Annotated in this window: 20 protein-coding genes; 4 read left to right on the forward strand and 16 right to left on the reverse strand. The window is 61.8% G+C overall.

Annotated elements, in window-relative coordinates; genetic code table 11:
- Positions 1-35 precede the first annotated feature (35 nt).
- On the reverse strand, positions 36-350 hold the full coding sequence (locus A4C63_RS26240; protein WP_063911904.1) for a hypothetical protein: 315 nt from the start codon (positions 348-350) through the stop codon (positions 36-38).
- 11 nt (positions 351-361) lie between these two features.
- On the reverse strand, positions 362-1,129 hold the full coding sequence (locus A4C63_RS05930) for an SDR family oxidoreductase (protein ID WP_063911905.1): 768 nt from the start codon (positions 1,127-1,129) through the stop codon (positions 362-364).
- Between A4C63_RS05930 and A4C63_RS26245 the strand changes: the two genes are divergently transcribed.
- Positions 1,110-1,523 (forward strand): hypothetical protein, encoded by a 414-nt coding sequence (locus tag A4C63_RS26245; protein WP_156510852.1) that lies wholly within the window; start codon positions 1,110-1,112, stop codon positions 1,521-1,523. The genes A4C63_RS05930 and A4C63_RS26245 overlap by 20 nt on opposite strands.
- Before the next feature lie 201 nt (positions 1,524-1,724).
- Here A4C63_RS26245 and A4C63_RS05935 read toward each other — a convergent pair whose 3' ends face one another.
- The 5 genes from A4C63_RS05935 to A4C63_RS05955 form a co-directional block, all read right to left on the reverse strand.
- Positions 1,725-2,441 carry an ABC transporter ATP-binding protein gene (locus A4C63_RS05935; RefSeq protein ID WP_004576969.1) on the reverse strand — a complete coding sequence of 239 codons (717 nt, stop codon included), beginning with the start codon at positions 2,439-2,441 and terminating at the stop codon, positions 1,725-1,727.
- Positions 2,438-3,313: an ATP-binding cassette domain-containing protein gene (locus A4C63_RS05940; RefSeq protein WP_063911906.1), complete on the reverse strand. Its 876-nt coding sequence runs from the start codon at positions 3,311-3,313 to the stop codon at positions 2,438-2,440. The genes A4C63_RS05935 and A4C63_RS05940 overlap by 4 nt, the downstream gene beginning before the upstream one ends.
- Entirely contained in the window at positions 3,310-4,611 is a 1,302-nt protein-coding gene (gene livM, locus A4C63_RS05945) for a high-affinity branched-chain amino acid ABC transporter permease LivM (protein WP_063911907.1), read from the reverse strand. Before livM ends, A4C63_RS05940 begins: the two co-directional genes overlap by 4 nt.
- A 2-nt stretch (positions 4,612-4,613) precedes the next feature.
- Positions 4,614-5,528, reverse strand: a complete 915-nt coding sequence (locus A4C63_RS05950; RefSeq protein ID WP_063911908.1) for a branched-chain amino acid ABC transporter permease LivH — start codon at positions 5,526-5,528, stop codon at positions 4,614-4,616.
- 155 nt (positions 5,529-5,683) lie between these two features.
- Positions 5,684-6,820: a branched-chain amino acid ABC transporter substrate-binding protein gene (locus tag A4C63_RS05955; RefSeq protein WP_063911909.1), complete on the reverse strand. Its 1,137-nt coding sequence runs from the start codon at positions 6,818-6,820 to the stop codon at positions 5,684-5,686.
- 523 nt (positions 6,821-7,343) lie between these two features.
- Between A4C63_RS05955 and pncB the strand changes: the two genes are divergently transcribed.
- Together pncB and nadE are read left to right on the forward strand one after the other, a co-directional pair.
- The gene (gene pncB / locus A4C63_RS05960; protein ID WP_063911910.1) at positions 7,344-8,549 is read left to right on the forward strand and encodes a nicotinate phosphoribosyltransferase; all 1,206 of its coding nucleotides are present in this window, start codon (positions 7,344-7,346) and stop codon (positions 8,547-8,549) included.
- A 3-nt stretch (positions 8,550-8,552) separates the two neighbouring features.
- On the forward strand, positions 8,553-9,380 hold the full coding sequence (gene nadE / locus A4C63_RS05965; RefSeq protein WP_063911911.1) for an ammonia-dependent NAD(+) synthetase: 828 nt from the start codon (positions 8,553-8,555) through the stop codon (positions 9,378-9,380).
- Between the two features lie 111 nt (positions 9,381-9,491).
- On the opposite strand, the gene azu is transcribed toward nadE, so the two are convergent.
- Positions 9,492-9,941 carry an azurin gene (azu, locus tag A4C63_RS05970; protein ID WP_063911912.1) on the reverse strand — a complete coding sequence of 150 codons (450 nt, stop codon included), beginning with the start codon at positions 9,939-9,941 and terminating at the stop codon, positions 9,492-9,494.
- A 349-nt stretch (positions 9,942-10,290) separates the two neighbouring features.
- Here azu and A4C63_RS05975 point away from each other — a divergent pair, with 349 nt between their 5' ends.
- Complete coding sequence (locus A4C63_RS05975; protein ID WP_063911913.1) at positions 10,291-10,878, forward strand: TIGR00730 family Rossman fold protein; 588 nt, start codon at positions 10,291-10,293, stop codon at positions 10,876-10,878.
- Between the two features lie 135 nt (positions 10,879-11,013).
- On the opposite strand, the gene A4C63_RS05980 is transcribed toward A4C63_RS05975, so the two are convergent.
- The 8 genes from A4C63_RS05980 to rnr all read right to left on the reverse strand — a co-directional run bounded on the left by A4C63_RS05980 (position 11,014) and on the right by rnr (position 20,614).
- Positions 11,014-13,314: a YgiQ family radical SAM protein gene (locus A4C63_RS05980; RefSeq protein ID WP_063911914.1), complete on the reverse strand. Its 2,301-nt coding sequence runs from the start codon at positions 13,312-13,314 to the stop codon at positions 11,014-11,016.
- A gap of 116 nt (positions 13,315-13,430) precedes the next feature.
- Positions 13,431-14,828 carry a replicative DNA helicase gene (gene dnaB / locus A4C63_RS05985; protein WP_015271992.1) on the reverse strand — a complete coding sequence of 466 codons (1,398 nt, stop codon included), beginning with the start codon at positions 14,826-14,828 and terminating at the stop codon, positions 13,431-13,433.
- 112 nt (positions 14,829-14,940) lie between these two features.
- Positions 14,941-15,387 (reverse strand): 50S ribosomal protein L9, encoded by a 447-nt coding sequence (gene rplI / locus A4C63_RS05990; RefSeq protein WP_003249568.1) that lies wholly within the window; start codon positions 15,385-15,387, stop codon positions 14,941-14,943.
- Between the two features lie 20 nt (positions 15,388-15,407).
- Complete coding sequence (locus A4C63_RS05995; protein WP_063911915.1) at positions 15,408-16,271, reverse strand: hypothetical protein; 864 nt, start codon at positions 16,269-16,271, stop codon at positions 15,408-15,410.
- Positions 16,272-16,304: 33 nt separating this feature from the next.
- Positions 16,305-16,535 (reverse strand): 30S ribosomal protein S18, encoded by a 231-nt coding sequence (rpsR, locus tag A4C63_RS06000; protein WP_003249563.1) that lies wholly within the window; start codon positions 16,533-16,535, stop codon positions 16,305-16,307.
- Positions 16,536-16,563: 28 nt separating this feature from the next.
- Positions 16,564-16,989, reverse strand: a complete 426-nt coding sequence (rpsF, locus tag A4C63_RS06005; protein ID WP_013974420.1) for a 30S ribosomal protein S6 — start codon at positions 16,987-16,989, stop codon at positions 16,564-16,566.
- 305 nt (positions 16,990-17,294) lie between these two features.
- Positions 17,295-18,041 (reverse strand): 23S rRNA (guanosine(2251)-2'-O)-methyltransferase RlmB, encoded by a 747-nt coding sequence (gene rlmB / locus A4C63_RS06010; protein WP_063911916.1) that lies wholly within the window; start codon positions 18,039-18,041, stop codon positions 17,295-17,297.
- A complete protein-coding gene (rnr, locus tag A4C63_RS06015; RefSeq protein ID WP_063911917.1) occupies positions 18,038-20,614 on the reverse strand; it encodes a ribonuclease R in 2,577 nt (858 codons plus the stop codon). The genes rlmB and rnr overlap by 4 nt, the downstream gene beginning before the upstream one ends.
- Between the last annotated feature and the right edge of the window lie 18 nt (positions 20,615-20,632).

A 20,632-nucleotide genomic window follows, 5' to 3' on the forward strand; every position in this document is an offset into this window, starting at 1 on the left:
GCTGAAGTTCTCTGCCTTCTACCATCCACGTTCCTTCATGTGATGGGTTCAAGCCAGTGAACAAGCAGACATTTGCAGAGTATCTCCAACAGGAAATCAACAAAGCAGCGCAAGACATCGTCAACCGATCCGACAATGTCGATTACTTCGCTCATGGCAAGCTGAGCTATCTGCTCAGCCTCCGCCGTATCACCAGTGGCAACGCAGTCCGTGAGGATTTCGGTCGGCATGACGGAATCAATGATGTCCTGCAGCTGCTTGGGATCATCCCGCCAGATCGTACCTACATTTCTTACATTCCGAAGTGATCTCAACGTCATGGGCGAACCGGCAAGCACCGGTTTGCCCATGTTTATCCCTGTTATCCCTTGACCGACCGGTCGATCGAGAAGCCTGCCCAGTCCTGGCTCACCGGCATCAGCTCCAGGCTATTGATGTTGATATGCGCCGGCTGGTTGAGAATCCAGAAGATGGTCTCGGCAATGTCCTGCGGCTGGATCGGCTCTGCGCCAGCGTAGGTGGCGTCGTATTTGGCCTGGTCACCGCCGAAGCGCACCAGCGAGAACTCGCTTTCGCACAGGCCCGGCTCAATGTTGCTCACCCGCACGCCGGTTCCCCGCAGGTCGCAGCGCAGGCTCAGCGAGAACTGGCCGACAAAGGCCTTGGTGCCGCCATACACGTTGCTGCCCGGGTATGGGTAGTTGCCCGCCACGGAACCTACGTTGAGGATCGACGCCCCACGGCCATGGGCAATCAGCCGTGGCAGCAGCAGGCGGGTGGTGTACATCAGGCCCTTGATGTTGGTGTCGACCATGGTTTCCCAGTCGTCCAGGCTGCAGTTCTGCGCCGCGTCCACACCCAGCGCCAAGCCAGCGTTGTTGACCAGGCCGCGCAGCTTGTCGAAGCCGGACGGCAGGCTGGCGATGGCCTGCTCCATGGCCTTGCGGTCACGCACGTCGAGCACCAGGCCGTGTACTTCGGTCTTGGCAGACAGCTCGGCACACAGGGCGTCCAGGCGCTCCTTGCGGCGGCCTGTGAGCACCAGCTTCCAGCCGGCTTCGGCGAAGCGGCGGGCAGTGGCCTCGCCGAAACCGGAAGTCGCGCCAGTGATGAATACGGTGGACGTCATGCTCTGTTCCTCACGGTGGATTATCATCGGCAGTTTTGCAGCATGCCCGCGCCGGGCGCTGGCAGCAACCCGTCCAGGGTGCTGTTCATTTTTTGTTCGCCTTCGGCAAACCCTTGCAGCAGAGGGCTCGGCGCCAGCTATACGCACGTTATCCACAAGGCTTTCCCCACGGATTGGGGGCAACTTGTCCACGGCGCGGAACCCTTTCAGCGCCTTGTGGTCGGTGGATATCTTTTCGGTGATGGCGCAAGGCTTTCAAGCATGCCGCCTGCAGCGGTCTGTCCAAGGTTTTTTCACAGAGTTATCCACAGGGCTTTCATTACTCTGCGCATGCATGCAGGACTTTGAAAAGCTTGGGAAAATCATCCACAAGGGCGATATGATCAAAAAATGATCATGACTCTGTAGGGCTTGCTATCAAAGGGCTTGAAGCATATGCCACCATGTTTTCCACAGGCGGTTCCACATTATCCGTGGAAAAGATCTGGCCTGTGGAAACAAGGGCTTGGGATGGGATGATGATGTGTACAGGGACAGGTGTGCTAGGAGTTGTCCACATCGAGAATGGGGCTGCGTTGCAGCCCCCGAATGCAACTCAATGCCCGCCCAGATAAGCGTTGCGCACTTCCTCGTTGACCAACAGCTCCTGCCCGGTCCCGGTCATGCGAATCTGCCCGTTGACCATCACATAAGCCCGGTCCGACAGCTTCAGCGCATGGTTGGCGTTCTGCTCCACCAGGAAGATGGTCATCCCGGTCTTGGCCAGCTCACGCAGGGTCGAGAAGATCTGCTTGACCACGATCGGCGCCAGCCCCAGCGATGGCTCGTCCAGCAACAGCAACTTCGGCCGGCTCATCAGCGCGCGGGCAATGGCCAGCATCTGCTGCTCGCCACCGGACATGGTCATGGCCCGCTGGTTACGCCGCTCTTTCAAGCGTGGAAACAGCTCGTACATGCGCTGCATGTCTTCGTCGGCATGCTTGTCGCCGATGGGGATGGTGCCCATCATCAGGTTTTCCTCGACGGTCATGTCGGGGAACACCCGGCGCCCTTCCGGCGACTGGGCGATGCCGTTGGAGGCGATGTAGTGCGACGACTTGCGGGTGATGTCGGTACCGCGGTACACGATATGCCCCGACGCCGCCCGCGGCTGGCCGAAGATCGACATCAGCAGGGTGGATTTGCCGGCACCGTTGGCGCCGATCAGGCTGACCGTCTCGCCCTCGTTGATGTGCATCGAGACCTTTTTCAGCGCCTGGATCGGGCCGTAGAAAACGTCCAGGTCCTTCAGTTCGAGAATGGGTGCACTCATACCAGTTCCTCTTCATCGGCACCCAGGTAGGCGGCGATAACCGTCGGGTTGTGGCGGATATCCTGTGGCGAGCCTTCGGCAATCACGTTGCCGTGGTCGAGCACCACGATATGGTCGGAAATGCTCATGACCATGCCCATGTCGTGTTCGATCAGCACCACGGTGATGTCGTGTTCGTCGCGCAGCACGCGGATCATGCGGCTGAGGGCCTCGGTTTCCTGCGGGTTCAGGCCAGCCGCTGGTTCGTCCAGGCAGATGATCTTCGGCCGCGTGCACATGGCCCGGGCGATTTCCAGGCGGCGCTGCTGGCCGTACGACAACTCGCCAGCCAGGCGGTTGGCGCAATCGACCAGGTCGACCACTTCCAGCCAGTAGAACGCATGGTCCAGCGCATCACTCTCGGCCTTGCGGTAAGCCTTGGTGTTGAGCACCCCGGCCAGCAGGTTGCGGTTGACCCACATGTGCTGGGCCACCAGCAGGTTTTCCACCACCGACATTTCCTTGAACAGGCGAATGTTCTGGAAGGTGCGTGCCAGGCCGGCGCGGTTGACCAGGTGGGTACCGCCGAACATCTTGTAGTACATGCGGTTGGCAAAGCGCGCCGGCGAGACGAAGTCCGCGACCTGGAAGCGTTCGCCGAGCAGCTGGATGACATTGGTGTGGCTGCCGCGCACGTTCAGCTCGATACGCCCGCCACTGGCCTTGTAGAAGCCGGTCAGGCAGTTGAACACAGTGGTCTTGCCGGCGCCGTTGGGGCCGATCAGGGCGAAGATCTGGTTGCGCCGGACCTTCAGGCTGACATCGCTGAGCGCCTTGATGCCACCGAACTGCATCATCAGGTTGTCGACCGAGAGAATGATATCGTCGCTCATGGCGCCACTCCTTTACGCGGGGTCACACCGGTACGGCTGATGCGGATCAGCCCACGCGGTCGCCAGATCATCATCAGCACCATCAACACACCGAACAACAGCACGCGGTACTCGGAGAAGCTGCGCAGCAATTCGGGCGCCACGGTCAGCACGAAGGCCGCGATCACCACACCCACGGTCGAGCCCATGCCGCCGAGCACGACGATGGCCAGGATCAGCGCCGACTCGAAGAAGGTGAACGACGACGGGTTGACGAAGCCCTGGTAGGTGGCAAAGAACACCCCGGCCAGGCCGGCGGTGGAGGCACCCAAGGTAAACGCCGAAAGCTTGACCAGCACATGGTTCAGGCCCATCGAGCGGCAGGCGATTTCGTCCTCGCGCAGCGCTTCCCAAGCGCGGCCGACCGGCATGCGGGTCAGGCGGTGCTTGATGTAAAGCACAGCCAGCACGACGATGAACAGCACCGCGTAGATGAACACGAACTTGAGGTTGGCGTTGTACTCGAAGCCGAAGAACTCGTGGATCGGTACCCCGCCGTCCTTGGCTCGGCGGCCGAACTCCAGGCCGAAGAAGGTTGGTGACGGTGCCGGCATGCCGTTGGGGCCGCCGGTGAACGACAGCCAGTTGTTCAACACCAGGCGGATGATCTCGCCGAAGCCCAGGGTCACGATCGCCAGGTAGTCACCGTGCATCCGTAGCACCGGGAAGCCGAGGATGCACCCTGCCAGCGCCGCGGCGATAGCCGCCAGTGGCAGCACGCTCCAGAAGCCCAGGCCCAGGTACTGGTAACCCAACGCCAGCCCGTAGGCGCCAATGGCATAGAACGCCACGTAACCCAGGTCGAGCAGGCCGGCCAGGCCGACAACGATGTTCAGGCCCAGGCCCAGCAGCACGTAGATCAGACCGAGGATGACCACGGTCAGCAGGTACTTGTTGGCGAAGATCGGGAAGACGATGGCGATCACCACCAGCGCCGGGATGATGTAGCGCAGGCGCGACACGTAGTCCGGCGCGCGCACATGCACGCCCGAGCCACCGCTTTCGAAGCCCTGGAGCATGCGCGAGCCGGCGGCGGTCTGCAGGTACAGGCTGAGCAGGAAGCGCCCCAGCATCACCCCGCCGACCAGCCAGGCCACACGCCGCGGCTCGGCGTTGAAGCTGTAGCCGTCGAGCACTACGCCGACCACCGGGCCAAACACGATGAGCGCCAGCAGGCCGGCGACGATAGTCTCCAGCAGGCTGCGTTTAAGGTCGAAACCCTTGGTTTCGGTAACAGAGGCAGTTTTGGCAATGGACATGTTCACACCTTAGCCACGAGCGGGCGACCCAGCAGGCCTTGTGGGCGGAAGATAAGGATCATCACCAACAGCGAGAAGCTGAACACGTCCTTGTAGTCGGAGTTGATCAGGCCAGAGAACAGCGACTCGGAAATGCCCAGGATGATTCCGCCGAGCATGGCGCCAGGCAGCGAGCCGATCCCGCCGAGCACCGCGGCGGTGAACGCCTTGATGCCGATGATGAAGCCGGCGTAGAAGTCGAAGGTGCCGTAGTTCATGGTGATCAGCACGCCGGCCAGGGCGGCCATCACCGCACCGATGACGAACACGTAGGAAATCACCCGGTCGGTGTTGATGCCCAGGATCGAGGCCATCTTGCGGTCTTGCTGGGTGGCACGACACATGCGGCCGAGCTTGGTGTACTTGATCACGTAGGTGAGCAGGCCCATGCCGACAAAGGCCGCCACCAGGATGAAGATCTTGGTGTAGGTCAGTTGCACGAAGCCGGTGCCGACTTCGATGCGCATGGCGCCTTCGAGCAGGGTCGGCACGCCTTGCTGGCGGGCGCCCTGGCTGATCTGCGCGTAGTTCTGCAGGATCAGCGAAATACCGATGGCACTGATCAGCGGTGCCAGGCGGGTGGAGTTACGCAGAGGCTTGTAGGCGATGCGCTCGATGGTGAAGCCATATACGCCAGTGACGACCACGGTGAACAACAACGTGCCGAGCATCAGCAGCGGGAAGGATTCGATACCGAAGTAAGCCAGCAATGCCAGGCTGATCGCCGCGAGGTACGCGGAAATCATATACACCTCGCCGTGCGCGAAGTTGATCATGCCGATGATGCCATAGACCATTGTGTAGCCGATGGCGATCAGGCCATAGACCGACCCGAGGGTCAGGCCATTGACCAGTTGCTGCAGGAAAATACCATCCATAACGCAATCTCACCTGATTGAGATTGCACGAGCGCCGACCACGGCGGGCCTGGGACAAGCGGCCCTCGCAGCGCAGTACTGTGCAGATCTACGGATAAAGACAGGTACCGCGGGGCTTGGGCCCGGGTCAGCTGCGCCCGGGCCGTGGGCCGTTATTATTTTTGTTTTTCCAGCTGGTGGTACTTGCCGTCCTTGTCCCACTGGTAGACCACGTAGTCGGACACGGTCAGGTCGCCCTTCTTGTCCCACTTTTTCTCGCCCATGACGGTCTGCACCGGGTTGGCCTTGAGCCACTCGGCAGCCGCTTCGCCCTTGTTCGACTTGGCGCCGTTGAACGCGGCGGCCAGCGCCTGCAGCGAGGCATAGGCGTACAGGGTATAGCCCTCAGGTTCGGTACCGGCCTTGCGGAACTCCTCCACCACCGCCTTGCTGTCTGGCAGCAGGCGCGGGTCGGCGCCGAAGGTCATGTACACGCCATCGACGTACTGCGCGCCGCCGGCGGTGGCCACCAGTTCGTCGGTAACGATGCCGTCATCGGACATGAACTTGACGTCCTTCAGACCCTGCTCGCGCAGCTGGCGTACCAGCGGGCCGGCTTCCGGGTGCAGGCCGCCGAAGTAGACCACGTCGGCACCGGTGGAGCGGATCTTGGTGACCACGGCGCTGAAGTCCTTCTCGCCACGGGTCAGGCCTTCGTACAGCACCGGCTTGACGCCGCGTTTTTCCAGCTGTGCCTTGGTCGCGTCGGCCAGGCCTTGCCCGTAAGTGTCCTTGTCATGCAACACCGCGACTTTCTTGCCCTTGAGCACATCGACGATGTAGTCGCCAGCGACGATGCCCTGCTGGTCGTCACGGCCGCACATGCGGAACATGGCGCCCAAGCCGCGCTCGGTGACCTGTGGGTTGGTGGAGCCCGGGGTAATGGCGATGACGCCAGCCTCGTCATACACCTCGGAGGCCGGGATGGTGTTGGAAGAACAGAAGTGGCCGACCACGCCGATCACCTTGTCCTGGTCGACCAGGCGGTTGGCCACGGCCACGGCCTGCTTCGGCTCGCAGGCGTCATCGCCCTTGACCAGGACGATTTTCTCGCCGTTCACGCCACCGGCGGCGTTGATCTTGTCGGCCGCTGCCTGCGCACCTTTCATGTACTGCTCGCCAAACGCTGCGTTAGCCCCGGTCATCGGGCCCGCTACACCGATCTTGACGTCGGCCTGAACATACGAAGAAACACCCAGTGCCGTAGCTACGGCCAGAGCCAGGAAACCTTTCTTGTAAAACGTCTGCGACATGAGGTGGTGCTCCTAGAGTTTTTTTTGGTTGGCACTACAACTTCTCAGCCCTGTGCTCTGAGCAAGGGCCGTGCCATAGGTTTTGTCTTCCGGGAAAACACACTGTGCAGGTTGCAGGCAGGCGACCGACGGCCTTTTCTTTATTGAGCGTGCAACCGTCTGCCACGCGGCAGGCGCCACCACACGTACAGACAAGGAGCAACCGTCGAGTGCCATCATTGCAACCCTGGCAAGTGTTTACGTGCAACCGCCCTGTAACAGCGGACGTCACCGAACTGCACACCGCTGGTGCGCGACTGCTACAGGCGGCACCGTTTCAAGGCTAGCTGGTGCACAAAAAAACACGCGGTTTTGGCTGTTCCGGCCTCTTCGCGGGCTCGCCCGCTCCCACAGGTATTGCACCGTTCTTGAGCTCGGAAGAGTGCCTGTGGTATAGTGCAAGCCCGCGAAGAGGCCGGAACAGCCACACGAGACGCAAAGGCTGGCACAATGTCCGCCATTCGCCGCTTCCGGAGCCCCCTTGATGAGCGAGAGCGCATTCGCCGAGCGCATCGTGCACAACCTGCTCGACACCGACTTCTACAAACTCACCATGATGCAGGGCGTGCTGCACAACTACCCGGACGCCGACGTCGAATGGGAATTCCGCTGCCGCAACGGCGAGGACCTGCGCCCCTACCTCGGCGAGATCCGCAACCAGCTCGAACTGCTCAGCGACCTCACCCTGGATGACGGCCAACTGGCCTTCCTCGAACGCATCACCTTCCTCAAGCCCGACTTCCTGCGCTTTCTGCGCCTGTTCCGCTTCAACCTGCGCTACGTGCGCCTGGGGATAGAAAACGACCAGCTGTTCCTGCGCCTGAAAGGCCCATGGCTGCATGTGATCCTGTTCGAAGTGCCGCTGCTGGCGATCATCAGTGAAGTGCGCAACCGCCAGCTGCACCCGCGCATGCGCCTGGCCGAAGCCCGCGACCAGCTGTACCGCAAGTTCGACTGGCTGCGCGCACATGCCAGCGACGACGAACTGGCCGAACTGCAGGTGGCTGACTTCGGCACCCGCCGGCGCTTTTCCAGCCGCGTGCAGGAAGAAGTGGTGCGCGTGCTGCGCGACGATTTCCCGGGTCGCTTCGTTGGCACCAGCAACGTCGACCTGGCATGGAAACTGGATATCAAGCCGCTGGGCACCATGGCCCATGAATGGATCATGGCTCACCAGCAACTCGGCCCGCGACTGATCGACAGCCAGATCGCCGCACTGGACTGCTGGGTGCGCGAGTACCGCGGCCTGCTCGGCATCGCCCTGACCGACTGCATCACCATGGATGCCTTCCTCGGCGATTTCGACCTGTACTTCGCCAAGCTGTTCGACGGCCTGCGCCACGACTCGGGCGAGCCGGTGGCCTGGGCGGAAAAGGCCATTGCCCATTACCAGAAACTGGGTATTGACCCGATGACCAAGACCTTGGTGTTTTCCGACGGCCTCAACCTGACCCGCTCGCTGGAAATCTTCCGTGCCCTGCGCGGTCGCATCAACGTCAGCTTTGGCATCGGCACCAACCTGACCTGTGATATCCCGGGCGTGGCCCCGATGAACATCGTGCTTAAAATGACCGACTGCAACGGCGCGCCGGTGGCGAAGATCTCGGACGAAGCTGCCAAGACCCAGTGCCGCGACGAGAACTTCGTCGCCTACATGCGCCATGTATTCAAAGTCCCCAGCAAGGAGTAACCCATGCAAGCGGTTCAGCAAGAAATTGCCCAGGCGCTGAAGGTACAGCCGCCGTTCGCCGACGCCGCCGCGCTCGAGGCCGAAGTCGCCCGGCGCGTAGCGTTCATCAAGGATTGCCTGGCCAACGCCCGGCTCAAGACCCTGGTGCTGGGCATCAGCGGCGGCGTCGACTCGCTGACCGCCGCCCTGCTCGCCCAACGCGCCATCAACGAGTTGCGCGCAGAGACCGGTGACAAGGCCTACACCTTCATCGCGGTGCGCCTGCCCTATCACGTACAACACGATGAACATGACGCCCAGGCATGCCTGGACGTGATCAAGGCCGATGAAGTGCACACCGTCGATATCGCCCCGGCGGTGAAGGCGCTGGCAGCTGAGGTCGTAGAGCTGAAGAACGGCTCGCCGACACTGGTGGACTTTGTCGTGGGCAACGTCAAGGCACGTACCCGCATGGTCGCCCAGTACACCATCGCCGGCGCCCGCGCGGGCCTGGTGATCGGTACCGACCACGCCGCCGAGGCGGTGATGGGCTTCTTTACCAAGTTTGGTGATGGCGCCTGCGACCTGGCGCCGCTGAGCGGGCTGGTGAAGAATCAGGTACGGGCGATTGCGCGCAGCTTTGGTGCGCCGGAGTCACTGGTGGAGAAGGTGCCGACTGCGGACCTGGAAGACCTGGCGCCGGGCAAGCCGGACGAAGCGTCCCATGGCGTGACCTACCAGCAGATCGATGCCTTCCTGCATGGGCAGCCGGTTGACCAGGCAGCGTTCGACATCATCGTCGCCACCTACCGCAAGACCCAGCACAAGCGCGAACTGCCGTTCGCCCCTTGATAAGGCTATAGAAGGACCTGTGGGAGCGGGTTCACCCGCGAATACGATGGTGAAGCCACCGACGCATTCGCGGGTGAACCCGCTCCCACAGGGTTCACCGTCAGCCTTTGATTACTTGACGACGACCTTGCCCTTCATCATCGAGATGTGGCCCGGGAAGGTGCAGAAGAAGCTGTAGTCGCCACCGGCTTCCAGCTTGGTAGCGTCGAACTTCACTTCAGTTTCTTTCTCAGGCGCGCCAATCATCTTGGTGTGGGCGATGATCGCGGCGTTGTCAGCCTTGATGTAGTCCTTTTCCAGACCCTGGCTCATGCCTTCGGTGGCAATACCCTGCATGTCGGCAGTCTTGCTGATCACCAGGTTGTGGCCCATGACGTTCTTCGGCAGGTTGCCGGAGTGGGTCAGTTTGACGGTGAATTCCTTGCAGCTCTTGTCGACGTTGATTTCCTTGGTGTTGTAGGACATCTGGTCGGTGGAGTCGACAGTCACCGAGCACTCGGCTGCGAAGACAGAGGCGCTGGCGAGGGTCAGCAGGGATACCGCTACAGCTTTCGCAAACATCATGAATCTCCTTGGCAGGGTTTTATCAATTGCGAGACTGCCTGAAACCGTTCAGCCCCTTGCTGATATGGGTCAAGGGGGTGTCAAGCGGCCAGCCAGTAGAATTGTTCAATCGATTGTATACAACCAATTCAAGAGCACATCATGCCCTTTTATTGGAGGATGGGACAACCTCTCATTTAGGAGCAATACGAAATGACCCTTGGTAGCCTGATGAACAGCCTGCTGGCGGCCTACGCCCATGGAGCGACTGGCGCCATCTGCGAATTCTCCCGACCGGAGTGAAACCGGCCTTGGAACTGTAGGGCATGGACCTTACCCTGTCAGCCTGAGTGACAGGAGATGAGCAATGCCCGTACGTTCCGTTTGTGTGTTCTGCGGCGCCAGTATCGGCGCCAACCCTGCCTACCGTGAAGCGGCCATCGCGCTGGGCCAGGCGATTGCCCGTCGCGGCCTGACCCTGGTCTATGGTGGTGGCGCGGTCGGCCTGATGGGCACTGTCGCCGACGCGGCCATGGCGGCCGGCGGCGAAGTGATCGGGATCATCCCCGAAAGCCTGATGAATGCCGAAATCGGCCACAAAGGCCTGAGCCGCCTGGAAGTGGTCGACGGCATGCATGCACGCAAGGCTCGCATGGCCGAGCTTAGCGATGCCTTCATCGCCCTACCCGGTGGGCTGGGTACGCTGGAGGAATTGTTCGAGGTATGGACCTGGGGGCAATTGGGCTATCACGCCAAGCCGCTGGGGCTGCTGGATGAGAACGGCTTCTACGAGAAGCTAGGCGGATTCCTCGACCATATCGTCGAAGAAGGCTTCGTGCGGCCGCAGCATCGGGCGATGTTGCTGCTGGGGCAGCAGCCGGATGAGCTGCTGGACGGGATGGAAAGCTTTGTAGCGCCAGTGGCGCCGAAGTGGGTCGACAAGAAGCCCGATTGATTTGCAGATTTTGGGGCTGCTCTGCAGCCCTTTCGCGACACAAGGCCGCTCCCACAAAAGCACTGCGTGCGCCGATCAATGTGGGAGCGGCCTTGTGTCGCGAAAGGACCGCAAAGCGGTCCCAATATGGATCAGTTAGCGCGGAATGACTGGCTGACGCGGCTTCTTGTTGCCCTTGCCACCCTTGGCCGCTTCCTTGCGCTCCTTGGCCGCCTGCTGGTTGCGCGCAAACGCTTCGGCCTTGGCCTTTTCACGCTTGTCCCACGGCTTGCTGCCATCGCTGCCACGCGGCGGCAGGCCGGTGTGCTGGGTAAGGATCTTCTGGTCCTTGCCCACCTTGTGGCTACCCGCCGGGGTCGAGTTCTTGCGGCGCGCACTCTGGTAGGTATCGGTCTGCGGCTGGTGCAGCGGGATCAGCTGGTGCTTGCCCGGCCCGATCAGGTCGGCGCGGCCCATGCGCTGCAGCGCTTCACGCAGCATCGGCCAGCCCTTCGGGTCGTGGTAACGCAGAAACGCCTTGTGCAGGCGGCGCTGCTCCTCGCTCTTGACGATCTCCACCCCTTCGCTCTTGTAGGTCACCTTGCGTAGCGGGTTCTTGCCCGAGTGGTACATGGCCGTGGCCGAGGCCATCGGCGATGGGTAGAACGCCTGCACCTGGTCGGCACGGAAGCCGTTGCCCTTCAGCCACAGGGCCAGGTTCATCATGTCTTCGTCGGTGGTGCCTGGGTGCGCGGCGATGAAGTACGGGATCAGGTACTGCTCCTTGCCCGCCTCTTTCGAGAATTTCTCGAACATGCGCTTGAAGCGGTCGTAGGTGCCGATGCCCGGCTTCATCATCTTGTCCAGCGGGCCACGCTCGGTGTGCTCCGGGGCAATCTTCAGGTAACCGCCAACGTGGTGGGTAACCAGTTCCTTGACGTACTCCGGCGACTCCACGGCCAGGTCGTAACGCAGGCCCGAGGCGATCAGGATCTTCTTCACACCCGGCAAGGCACGGGCCTTGCGGTACAACTCGATCAGCGAGCTGTGGTCGGTGTTGAGGTTTTCGCAGATGCCCGGGAACACGCACGACGGCTTGCGGCAGTGCTTCTCGATGTCATGGCTCTTGCAGGCGATGCGGTACATGTTGGCAGTCGGGCCGCCAAGGTCGGAGACAACGCCGGTGAAGCCCGGCACCTTGTCACGCATCTCTTCGATTTCGTGCAGGATCGACTCGTGCGAGCGGTTCTGGATGATGCGGCCTTCGTGCTCGGTGATCGAGCAGAAGGTACAGCCACCAAAGCAGCCACGCATGATGTTCACCGAGAAGCGGATCATCTCGTAGGCCGGGATGCGCTCCTTGCCGTAGGCCGGGTGCGGCACACGGGCGTAGGGCATGCCGAACACGTAGTCCATTTCCTCGGTGCTCATGGGGATGGGTGGCGGGTTGAACCACACATCCACTTCGCCATGCTTCTGCACCAGGGCGCGGGCGTTGCCCGGGTTGGTCTCCAGGTGCAGCACGCGGTTGGCGTGGGCATAGAGCACCGGGTCGTTACGCACCTTCTCGAACGACGGCAGGCGGATCACCGACTTTTCCCGGGTCATGCTCGGGCTGTCGAGAATCTGCACGACCTTGGCTTCGTTCGGGTCCTCCTGGTCGCCCTTGGCCTGCTCGATGGCACAGGCCTGGGTGTCCTGGGTATTCACGTACGGGTTGATGATCTTGTCGACGCGGCCCGGGCGGTCAATGCGGGTCGAGTCGATCTCGTACCAGCCCTGGGGCGTATCACGACGCACGAAAGCAGTGCCGCGCACATCGGTGATGGTCTCGATCTTCTCGCCGTTGGACAGGCGCTGGGCGACCTCGACCACCGCACGCTCGGCGTTGCCGAACAGCAGGATGTCGGCGCTGGCGTCGATCAGGATCGAGTGGCGGACCTTGTCCTGCCAGTAGTCGTAGTGGGCGATGCGGCGCAACGAGGCCTCGATGCCACCCAATACGATCGGCACATGCTTGTAGGCTTCCTTGCAGCGCTGGCTGTATACCAGGCTGGCACGGTCCGGACGGCTGCCGGCCAGGCCACCGGGGGTGTAGGCGTCGTCAGAGCGGATCTTCTTGTCCGCGGTGTAGCGGTTGATCATCGAGTCCATGTTGCCCGCGGCCACGCCGAAGAACAGGTTCGGCTCGCCGAGCTTCATGAAGTCGTCTTTCGACTGCCAGTTCGGCTGGGCGATGATGCCCACGCGGAAGCCCTGGGCCTCCAGCAGGCGGCCGATGATGGCCATGCCGAACGACGGGTGGTCAACGTAGGCATCACCGGTCACGATGATGATGTCGCAGGAATCCCAGCCGAGCAGATCCATCTCCTCCCTGCTCATTGGCAGGAAAGGTGCTGGCCCGAAGCATTCGGCCCAGTACTTGGGATAGTCGTAGAGTGGTTTGGCTGCTTGCATGTCAGTGACCGGTTCTGGTGTGCAGGGAAATCGCGGGCGCGGAATATAGCACAAATTTTGACCAAATCCGACGGTGGTTGTCGGATTCATGGCTTGCCGGCGATGAGGCCAGTGGCTTATTCGTCGTCGTCGAAGTTGTACATACCCGGCGCAAGGTTCTCGAAGCGGGTGTACTTGCCGATAAACGCCAGGCGCACGAAGCCGATGGGGCCGTTACGCTGCTTACCGATGATGATTTCCGCCACGCCCTTGTGCTCGGTCTCAGGGTGGTACACCTCGTCGCGGTACACGAACATGATCACGTCGGCGTCCTGCTCGATCGCACCGGATTCACGCAAGTCGGAGTTCACCGGGCGCTTGTTCGGGCGCTGTTCCAGCGAGCGGTTCAGCTGCGACAGGGCGATGACCGGGCAGTTGAACTCCTTGGCCAGGGCCTTGAGCGAGCGGGAAATCTCGGAAATTTCGTTGGTCCGGTTGTCACCGGCCGACCCCGGGATCTGCATCAGCTGCAGGTAGTCGACCATGATCATGGCGATTTCGCCGTGCTCACGGGCCAGGCGGCGGGTACGCGCGCGCATTTCCGAGGGGCTGATGCCGGCGGTATCGTCGATGAACAGCTTGCGGTCGTTGAGCAGGTTCACCGCCGAGGTCAGACGCGGCCAATCGTCGTCGTCCAGCTGGCCGGAACGCACCTTGGTCTGGTCGATACGGCCCAGGGACGAGAGCATACGCATGATCAGCGATTCACCTGGCATCTCGAGAGAGAACACCAGTACCGCCTTGTCGGTACGCAGTACAGCGTTTTCCACCAGGTTCATCGCGAAGGTGGTCTTACCCATCGACGGACGCCCGGCAACAATGATCAGGTCGGCCGGCTGCAGGCCGCTGGTTTTCTCGTCCAGGTCAGTAAAGCCGGTGGATACGCCGGTGATGTCGCTGTCGGAGTTGAACAGCGTGTCGATGCGGTCGATGGCCATGGTCAACAGTTCGTTGACGCCTACCGGGCCGCCGGTCTTCGGCCGCGCCTCGGCGATCTGGAAGATCTGCCGCTCGGCATCGTCAAGAATCTCTTCGGCGTTACGCCCTTGCGGGTTGAACGCGTTGTCGGCGATGTCGGTACTGATACTGATCAGCTGGCGCAGGGTGGCGCGCTCGCGAATGATCGCAGCGTAGGCCTTGATGTTGGCCACCGACGGGGTGTTCTTGGCCAGCTCGGCCAGGTACGCCAACCCACCGACTTGCGAAGAAAGGCCTTCCTTGTCCAGCTGCTCGTGCAGGGTCACCACGTCGAATGGCTGGTTGGCGTCGGCCAACTTGTGCACGGCACGGAAGATCAGGCGGTGGTCATGCCGGTAGAAGTCGCCATCCGACACCTGGTCCAGTACCCGCTCCCAGGCGTTGTTGTCCAGCATCAGGCCACCGAGCACGGCCTGTTCGGCCTCGATGGAATGCGGCGGCACCTTCAGGGCTGCGGTTTGCAGGTCGAGCTGTTCGGAGGTGGTGATCTCGTTCATGGCCACGAAAGAATTCTGGAGGATGAAAAAGACAAAGGGCACGGCCTGTATGAACAGGACCGTGCCCGATGTTAACCGGCTGACACCTGACGGGCCAGCCAGTCAGCGCAGCTTAGGCAGCTACGACGACCACGCGTACGGTGGCTTCAACGTCGCTGTGCAGGTGCACGGCTACGTCGTATTCGCCAACCTGACGGATGGTGCCGTTCGGCAGACGAACTTCAGCCTTGGCCACTTCAACGCCGGAGGCGGTCAGGGCGTCAGCGATGTCGTGGGTGCCGATCGAACCGAACAGCTTGCCTTCGTCACCAGCGGTGGCAGTGATGGTCACTTCCAGCTCGGCCAGTTGGGCAGCGCGGCTTTCAGCCGAAGCTTTCTTGTCAGCAGCTGCTTTTTCCAGCTCGGCGCGACGCTCTTCGAACGCAGCCAGGTTGGCGGCGTTGGCAACGGTGGCCTTGCCGAATGGCAGCAGGAAGTTACGGCCGTAACCAGCCTTAACCTTTACTTTGTCGCCCAGGTTGCCCAGGTTAGCGACTTTTTCCAGCAGGATCAGTTCCATTTGGTAAAACCTCTTAACTTTTAACCTTCACCGTTCGCGGAGTCATTCCCCTTGGGGGACTTGCGACCGCGAAAATCAATCAGGCTGTCGACAATGGCCAGAACCACCAGCAACGGATAAATCAGCTGCATGATCAGCGGCAGCGTCACGTACATGCCTACCAGCCAGAAACCGGCCAGTCGCCCCTGCGCCACCAGCCCGTGCATCAAGGCGATGCCGGCCAGCACCAGTACCAGGCTCGAGGCCGATGCCAGGATGATGAACTGCGGGCCGATAAACGGCGCCACCACCATCACTGCCACCAAGACCGCCATGGTCTGTTTCGGCAACTTCAGTTCGCGAAACTCGCGACCGAAGCCTCCAGGGTTGTACAACGCTGCCTGCCAATAGCGCGCCAGCATCAACGCCAGCACACTGAACAATTGCACCGTCACTGCTGTAGAAGCGACCAGCACGGGGCGGATCAGCTCACCAGAGAGCACCGGTTGCCCCTCGATTTTCGGCATGGCTTCGGCAAACGCCTTGGCCAGCACATCGAAGGTTTGCGCCAGCGCCAGATCAAGCACGAGGCTGAAAGCCACGGCGAACACGGCACTGGCGAGCAACACCCGGCTCCAGGGATGCTCGGCACGCAACATGGCGGCCAGGGCCAGGGCACCCGCAATCACCAGAAAGGTGATGGGATCGCCCATGACCCACACGGCCAGCCCGGCCAGCAGGCCGCCGGCGATGACCGTTGTAGCATCCTTGAACCCACGCCGCAGCAGCACAAGGCTGCCGGCAGCGGCACTCAACCAGAACAGCAGCGGCAGTACCGCGCTGATGACCACCACCAGGGTGGCCTGCACACGACCGCGCATGATGAAACTTGCTAACGCTCGCATGCTAATCCCTTACTGCTTGTCGACGACCCGGTCTCAGCGGCCGTGGCTGTCGGTGTAGGGCAGCAGGGCCAGGAAGCGGGCGCGCTTGATAGCGGTAGCCAGCTGACGCTGATAACGAGCTTTGGTACCGGTGATACGGCTTGGAACGATCTTGCCGGTTTCGGATACGTAAGCTTTCAGGGTGTTGAGATCTTTGAAGTCGATCTCTTTCACGTCTTCAGCAGTGAAGCGGCAGAATTTACGACGACGGAAGAAACGTGCCATTTAATAGGCTCCTCTAAAGGTCCGTGGATTACTCGTCAGCGTTATCGCTGGAGTCGCTGTCATTGCTGTCGTCGCCGTCGGCGGATTCAGCATGCTCAGGACGCTCACGACGCTCACGGCGCTCGCTGCGGTTTTCTTCAGCCTTCAGCATCTCGGACTGGCCGGTAACGGCTTCGTCGCGACGGATGACCAGGTTACGGATAACGGCATCGTTGTAGCGGAAGTTGTCTTCCAGCTCGGCCAGGGCCTTGCCGGTGCACTCAACGTTCAGCATCACGTAGTGAGCCTTGTGAACATTGTTGATTGCGTAGGCCAGTTGACGACGGCCCCAGTCTTCCAGGCGGTGGATCTTGCCACCATCTTCTTCGATCAGCTTGGTGTAACGCTCAACCATGCCGCCGACTTGTTCGCTCTGGTCCGGGTGAACCAGGAAGATGATTTCGTAATGACGCATGAATGCTCCTTACGGGTTAGTAGTCTGCCAGTAAATCTGGTCAGACAAGGAGTGAATGACACTGTATGTCTTGCACGGAGGGGAGGCACCTGAGCGCCTGCCAGCTCGGCAAGGGGCGCAATTGTAGAGAAGGCGAGGCGTACAAGCAAGGTGATTGGTGAATATTTGAACAGCCTGAAACACATTACAGACTGCCGGCCCTTTCGCGGGTAAACCCGCTCCCACAGGTACCCCACAGGGCTCAGGCCTTGTGCGATCCCTGTGGGAGCGGGTTTACCCGCGAAGAGGCCGGTACAGGCCGAAGATCAGCGCTTGGCCTGACGCTGACGCACAGCCTCGAACAGGCACACGCCAGTCGCCACCGACACGTTCAGGCTGCTGACGCTACCGCCCATCGGCAACTTCACCAAAAAATCGCAATGCTCGCGGGTCAGCCGGCGCATGCCCTTGCCTTCCGCCCCCATGATCATCACCAGCGGCCCGGTCAGGTCTTGCTGGTAGATCTCCTGCTCGGCCTCGCCGGCGGTACCCACCACCCACAGGCCACGCTGCTGCAGCTTTTCCAGGGTGCGCGCCAGGTTGGTCACGGCCACCAGCGGGATCACCTCCGCCGCGCCGCAGGCCACCTTGCGCACAACCGGCGTCAGGGTCGCGGACTTGTCCTTGGGCACCACCACTGCCGTGGCACCGGCGGCATCGGCGGTACGCAGGCAGGCGCCAAGGTTGTGCGGGTCGGTCACACCATCCAGCACCAGAATCAGCGGTGGTGTTTCGGTGCGCTCGAGCAACTCCTCGAGCATCAACTCGCCCCACACCTGGCTCGGGCTCACCTCGGCGACCACGCCCTGGTGCACGCCTTCTACCCAGGCATCCAGCTCACGACGCTCGGCCTGGCCGACCGGCACGCGGTTCTCCGCAGCCAGCGCCAGCAACGTTTCGAGACGTGGCTCGCTGCGCCCTTCCGACAGCCAGATCTGTTTGACCCGCTTCGGATGGTGCTGCAGCAATGCCTGCACGGCGTGCACACCGTAGATCTTTTCCAGCTGACTCATGACTTGCTCTTGCTCTTGCGTGGCGCACCGGACTTCGGCGGGCCTTTACGGTGCTTGGTCGGCTTGCCGGACGACTTGCCGCCCTTGTCCGACTTGCTGCTGGCATGGCCGCCGCTGCGCGCCTCGCTCATCAGCGCCTTCTTCATTTCGCGGCTCTTGCGCACTTCGGCGTTACGCTGCACGGCATCTTTCGGGAAGTATGCCTCGGCGGTTTCGCTCTTGCGGCTGCGTGGTTTCGGCGTAGCCTTGGCCTCGACCGGTGCCTGCGCGGGCTGCTCGGCGGCTGGCGCAGCGCCACGCTGCTTGCGGCCAATCGGCGCAGCGAGGGTTTTCTCCGACACTTCGAAGTCGATCTTGCGCTCGTCGAGGTCAACACGCATGACCTTGACTTCGATGGTGTCACCCAGGCGGAAGCTGCGCCCGGTACGCTCGCCGGACAGGCGGTGGTGCACCGGATCGAAGTGGTAGTAGTCACCCGGCAGCGCACTGACATGCACCAGGCCTTCCACATAGATATCGGTCAGTTCCACGAACAGGCCGAAACCGGTCACCGCGGTGATCACACCCGGGAAGGTCTCGCCCACGCGGTCCTTCATGAACTCGCACTTGAGCCAGTTGACCACGTCACGGGTGGCTTCATCGGCCCGGCGCTCAGTCATCGAGCACTGCTCGCCGAGTTGCTCCAGAGTGTTCTCGTCGTATGGGTAGATGCGCGCCTTGGGGATGCTCATGGCGCCGGCACGCTTGACGTGCGGGGTATCCACCTTGGAACGGATGATGCTACGGATGGCGCGGTGCACCAGCAGGTCCGGGTAACGGCGGATCGGCGAGGTGAAGTGGGTGTACGCCTCGTAGTTCAGACCGAAGTGGCCGTTGTTGTCGGTGCTGTACACCGCCTGGCTCAGCGAACGCAGCATCACGGTCTGGATCAGGTGGAAGTCCGGGCGCCCGGCGATGCTCGCCAGCAGTGCCTGGTAATCCTTCGGCGACGGGTCCTTGCCCTTGTGCAGGGTCAGGCCCAGTTCGCCCAGGAAGGCGCGCAGCTTTTCCAGGCGCTCCGGCGGCGGACCGTCGTGCACACGGTACAGGGCCGGCACGCCGTGCTTCTGCAGGAACTCGGCAGTGGCCACGTTGGCCGCCAGCATGCATTCCTCGATCAGCTTGTGGGCATCGTTGCGCACGGTCGGGCGGATTTCCGCGATCTTGCGCTCGTCACCGAAGATGATACGGGTTTCCTGGGTTTCGAAGTCGATGGCACCCCGGGCGTGACGGGCATCCAGCAGCACCTTGTACAGGTTGTACAGGTTCTTCAGGTCCGGCACGACTGCCTTGTACTCCTCGCGCAGCGCCTTGCCCTCACGGGTGCGGGAGTGCTCGAGCATGCTGCTGACCTTGTTGTAGGTCAGGCGGGCGTGGGAGTGGATGACACCTTCGTAGAACTGGTAGTCGACCATCTGGCCGGCTTTGTTCATGGTCATTTCGCAGACCATGGCCAGGCGATCGACATGCGGGTTCAGCGAGCACAGGCCGTTGGACAGCTCTTCGGGGAGCATCGGCACCACGCGCTCGGGGAAGTACACCGAGTTGCCGCGCTGCTGGGCCTCGACATCCAGGGCCGAGCCCAGGCGCACGTAGCTGGACACGTCGGCGATGGCCACATAAAGGCGCCAGCCACCGGAGAACAGTCGCAGCTTGCCCAGTGGCTCGCAATACACGGCGTCGTCAAAGTCGCGGGCGTCCTCGCCGTCGATGGTGACGAACGGCAGGTGGCGCAGGTCGACGCGCTTCTCCTTGTCCTTCTCTTCGACTTCGGAGCGGAACTTGCGCGCTTCCTTGATCACGTCCTTGGGCCAGACGTGCGGGATATCGTAGCTGCGCAGGGCTACGTCGATTTCCATGCCCGGCGCCATGTAGTTGCCGATAACCTCGACCACATCGCCCTGCGGCTGGAAGCGCGGAGTCGGCCAGTGAGTGATCTTGATCTCGACGAACTGGCCGATCTTGGCGCCGCCGTTGCGCCCGGCGGTGACCAGCACTTCCTGCTGGATCTTCGGGTTGTCCGGAGTCACGTAGCCGATACCGCCTTCTTCGAAGTAACGGCCGACCACGCTTTCGTGGGCACGGGAGATGATTTCGACCAGCACGCCTTCGCGGCGGCCACGGCGGTCGACGCCAGAGACGCGGGCCAGGCCGCGGTCGCCGTCGAACACCAGGCGCATCTGCGACGGGCTGAGGAACAGGTCTTCGCTGCCGTCGTCCGGAATAAGGAAGCCGAAACCGTCGCGGTGACCGGAGACGCGGCCGCAGATCAGGTCCAGCTTGTCTACCGGGGCATAAGTGCCGCGCCGGGTATAGATAAGCTGGCCATCGCGCTCCATGGCACGCAGGCGGCGGCGCAGGGCTTCGATCTGGTCTTCGTCGTACAGACCGAACTCGGCCGCCAGTTCCTCGCGTGCGGCCGGTTCGCCACGGTCGGCAAGGCGCTGCAGGATCAGCTCACGGCTGGGAATAGGGTTGTCGTATTTTTCCGCTTCGCGAGCGGCCTCGGGATCGAGGGATTGCCAATCGGCCATCAGAAGGGGTTCACCTTG

It is taken from the genome of Pseudomonas sp. p21 (assembly GCF_001642705.1).
In the GTDB taxonomy this organism is placed as follows: domain Bacteria; phylum Pseudomonadota; class Gammaproteobacteria; order Pseudomonadales; family Pseudomonadaceae; genus Aquipseudomonas.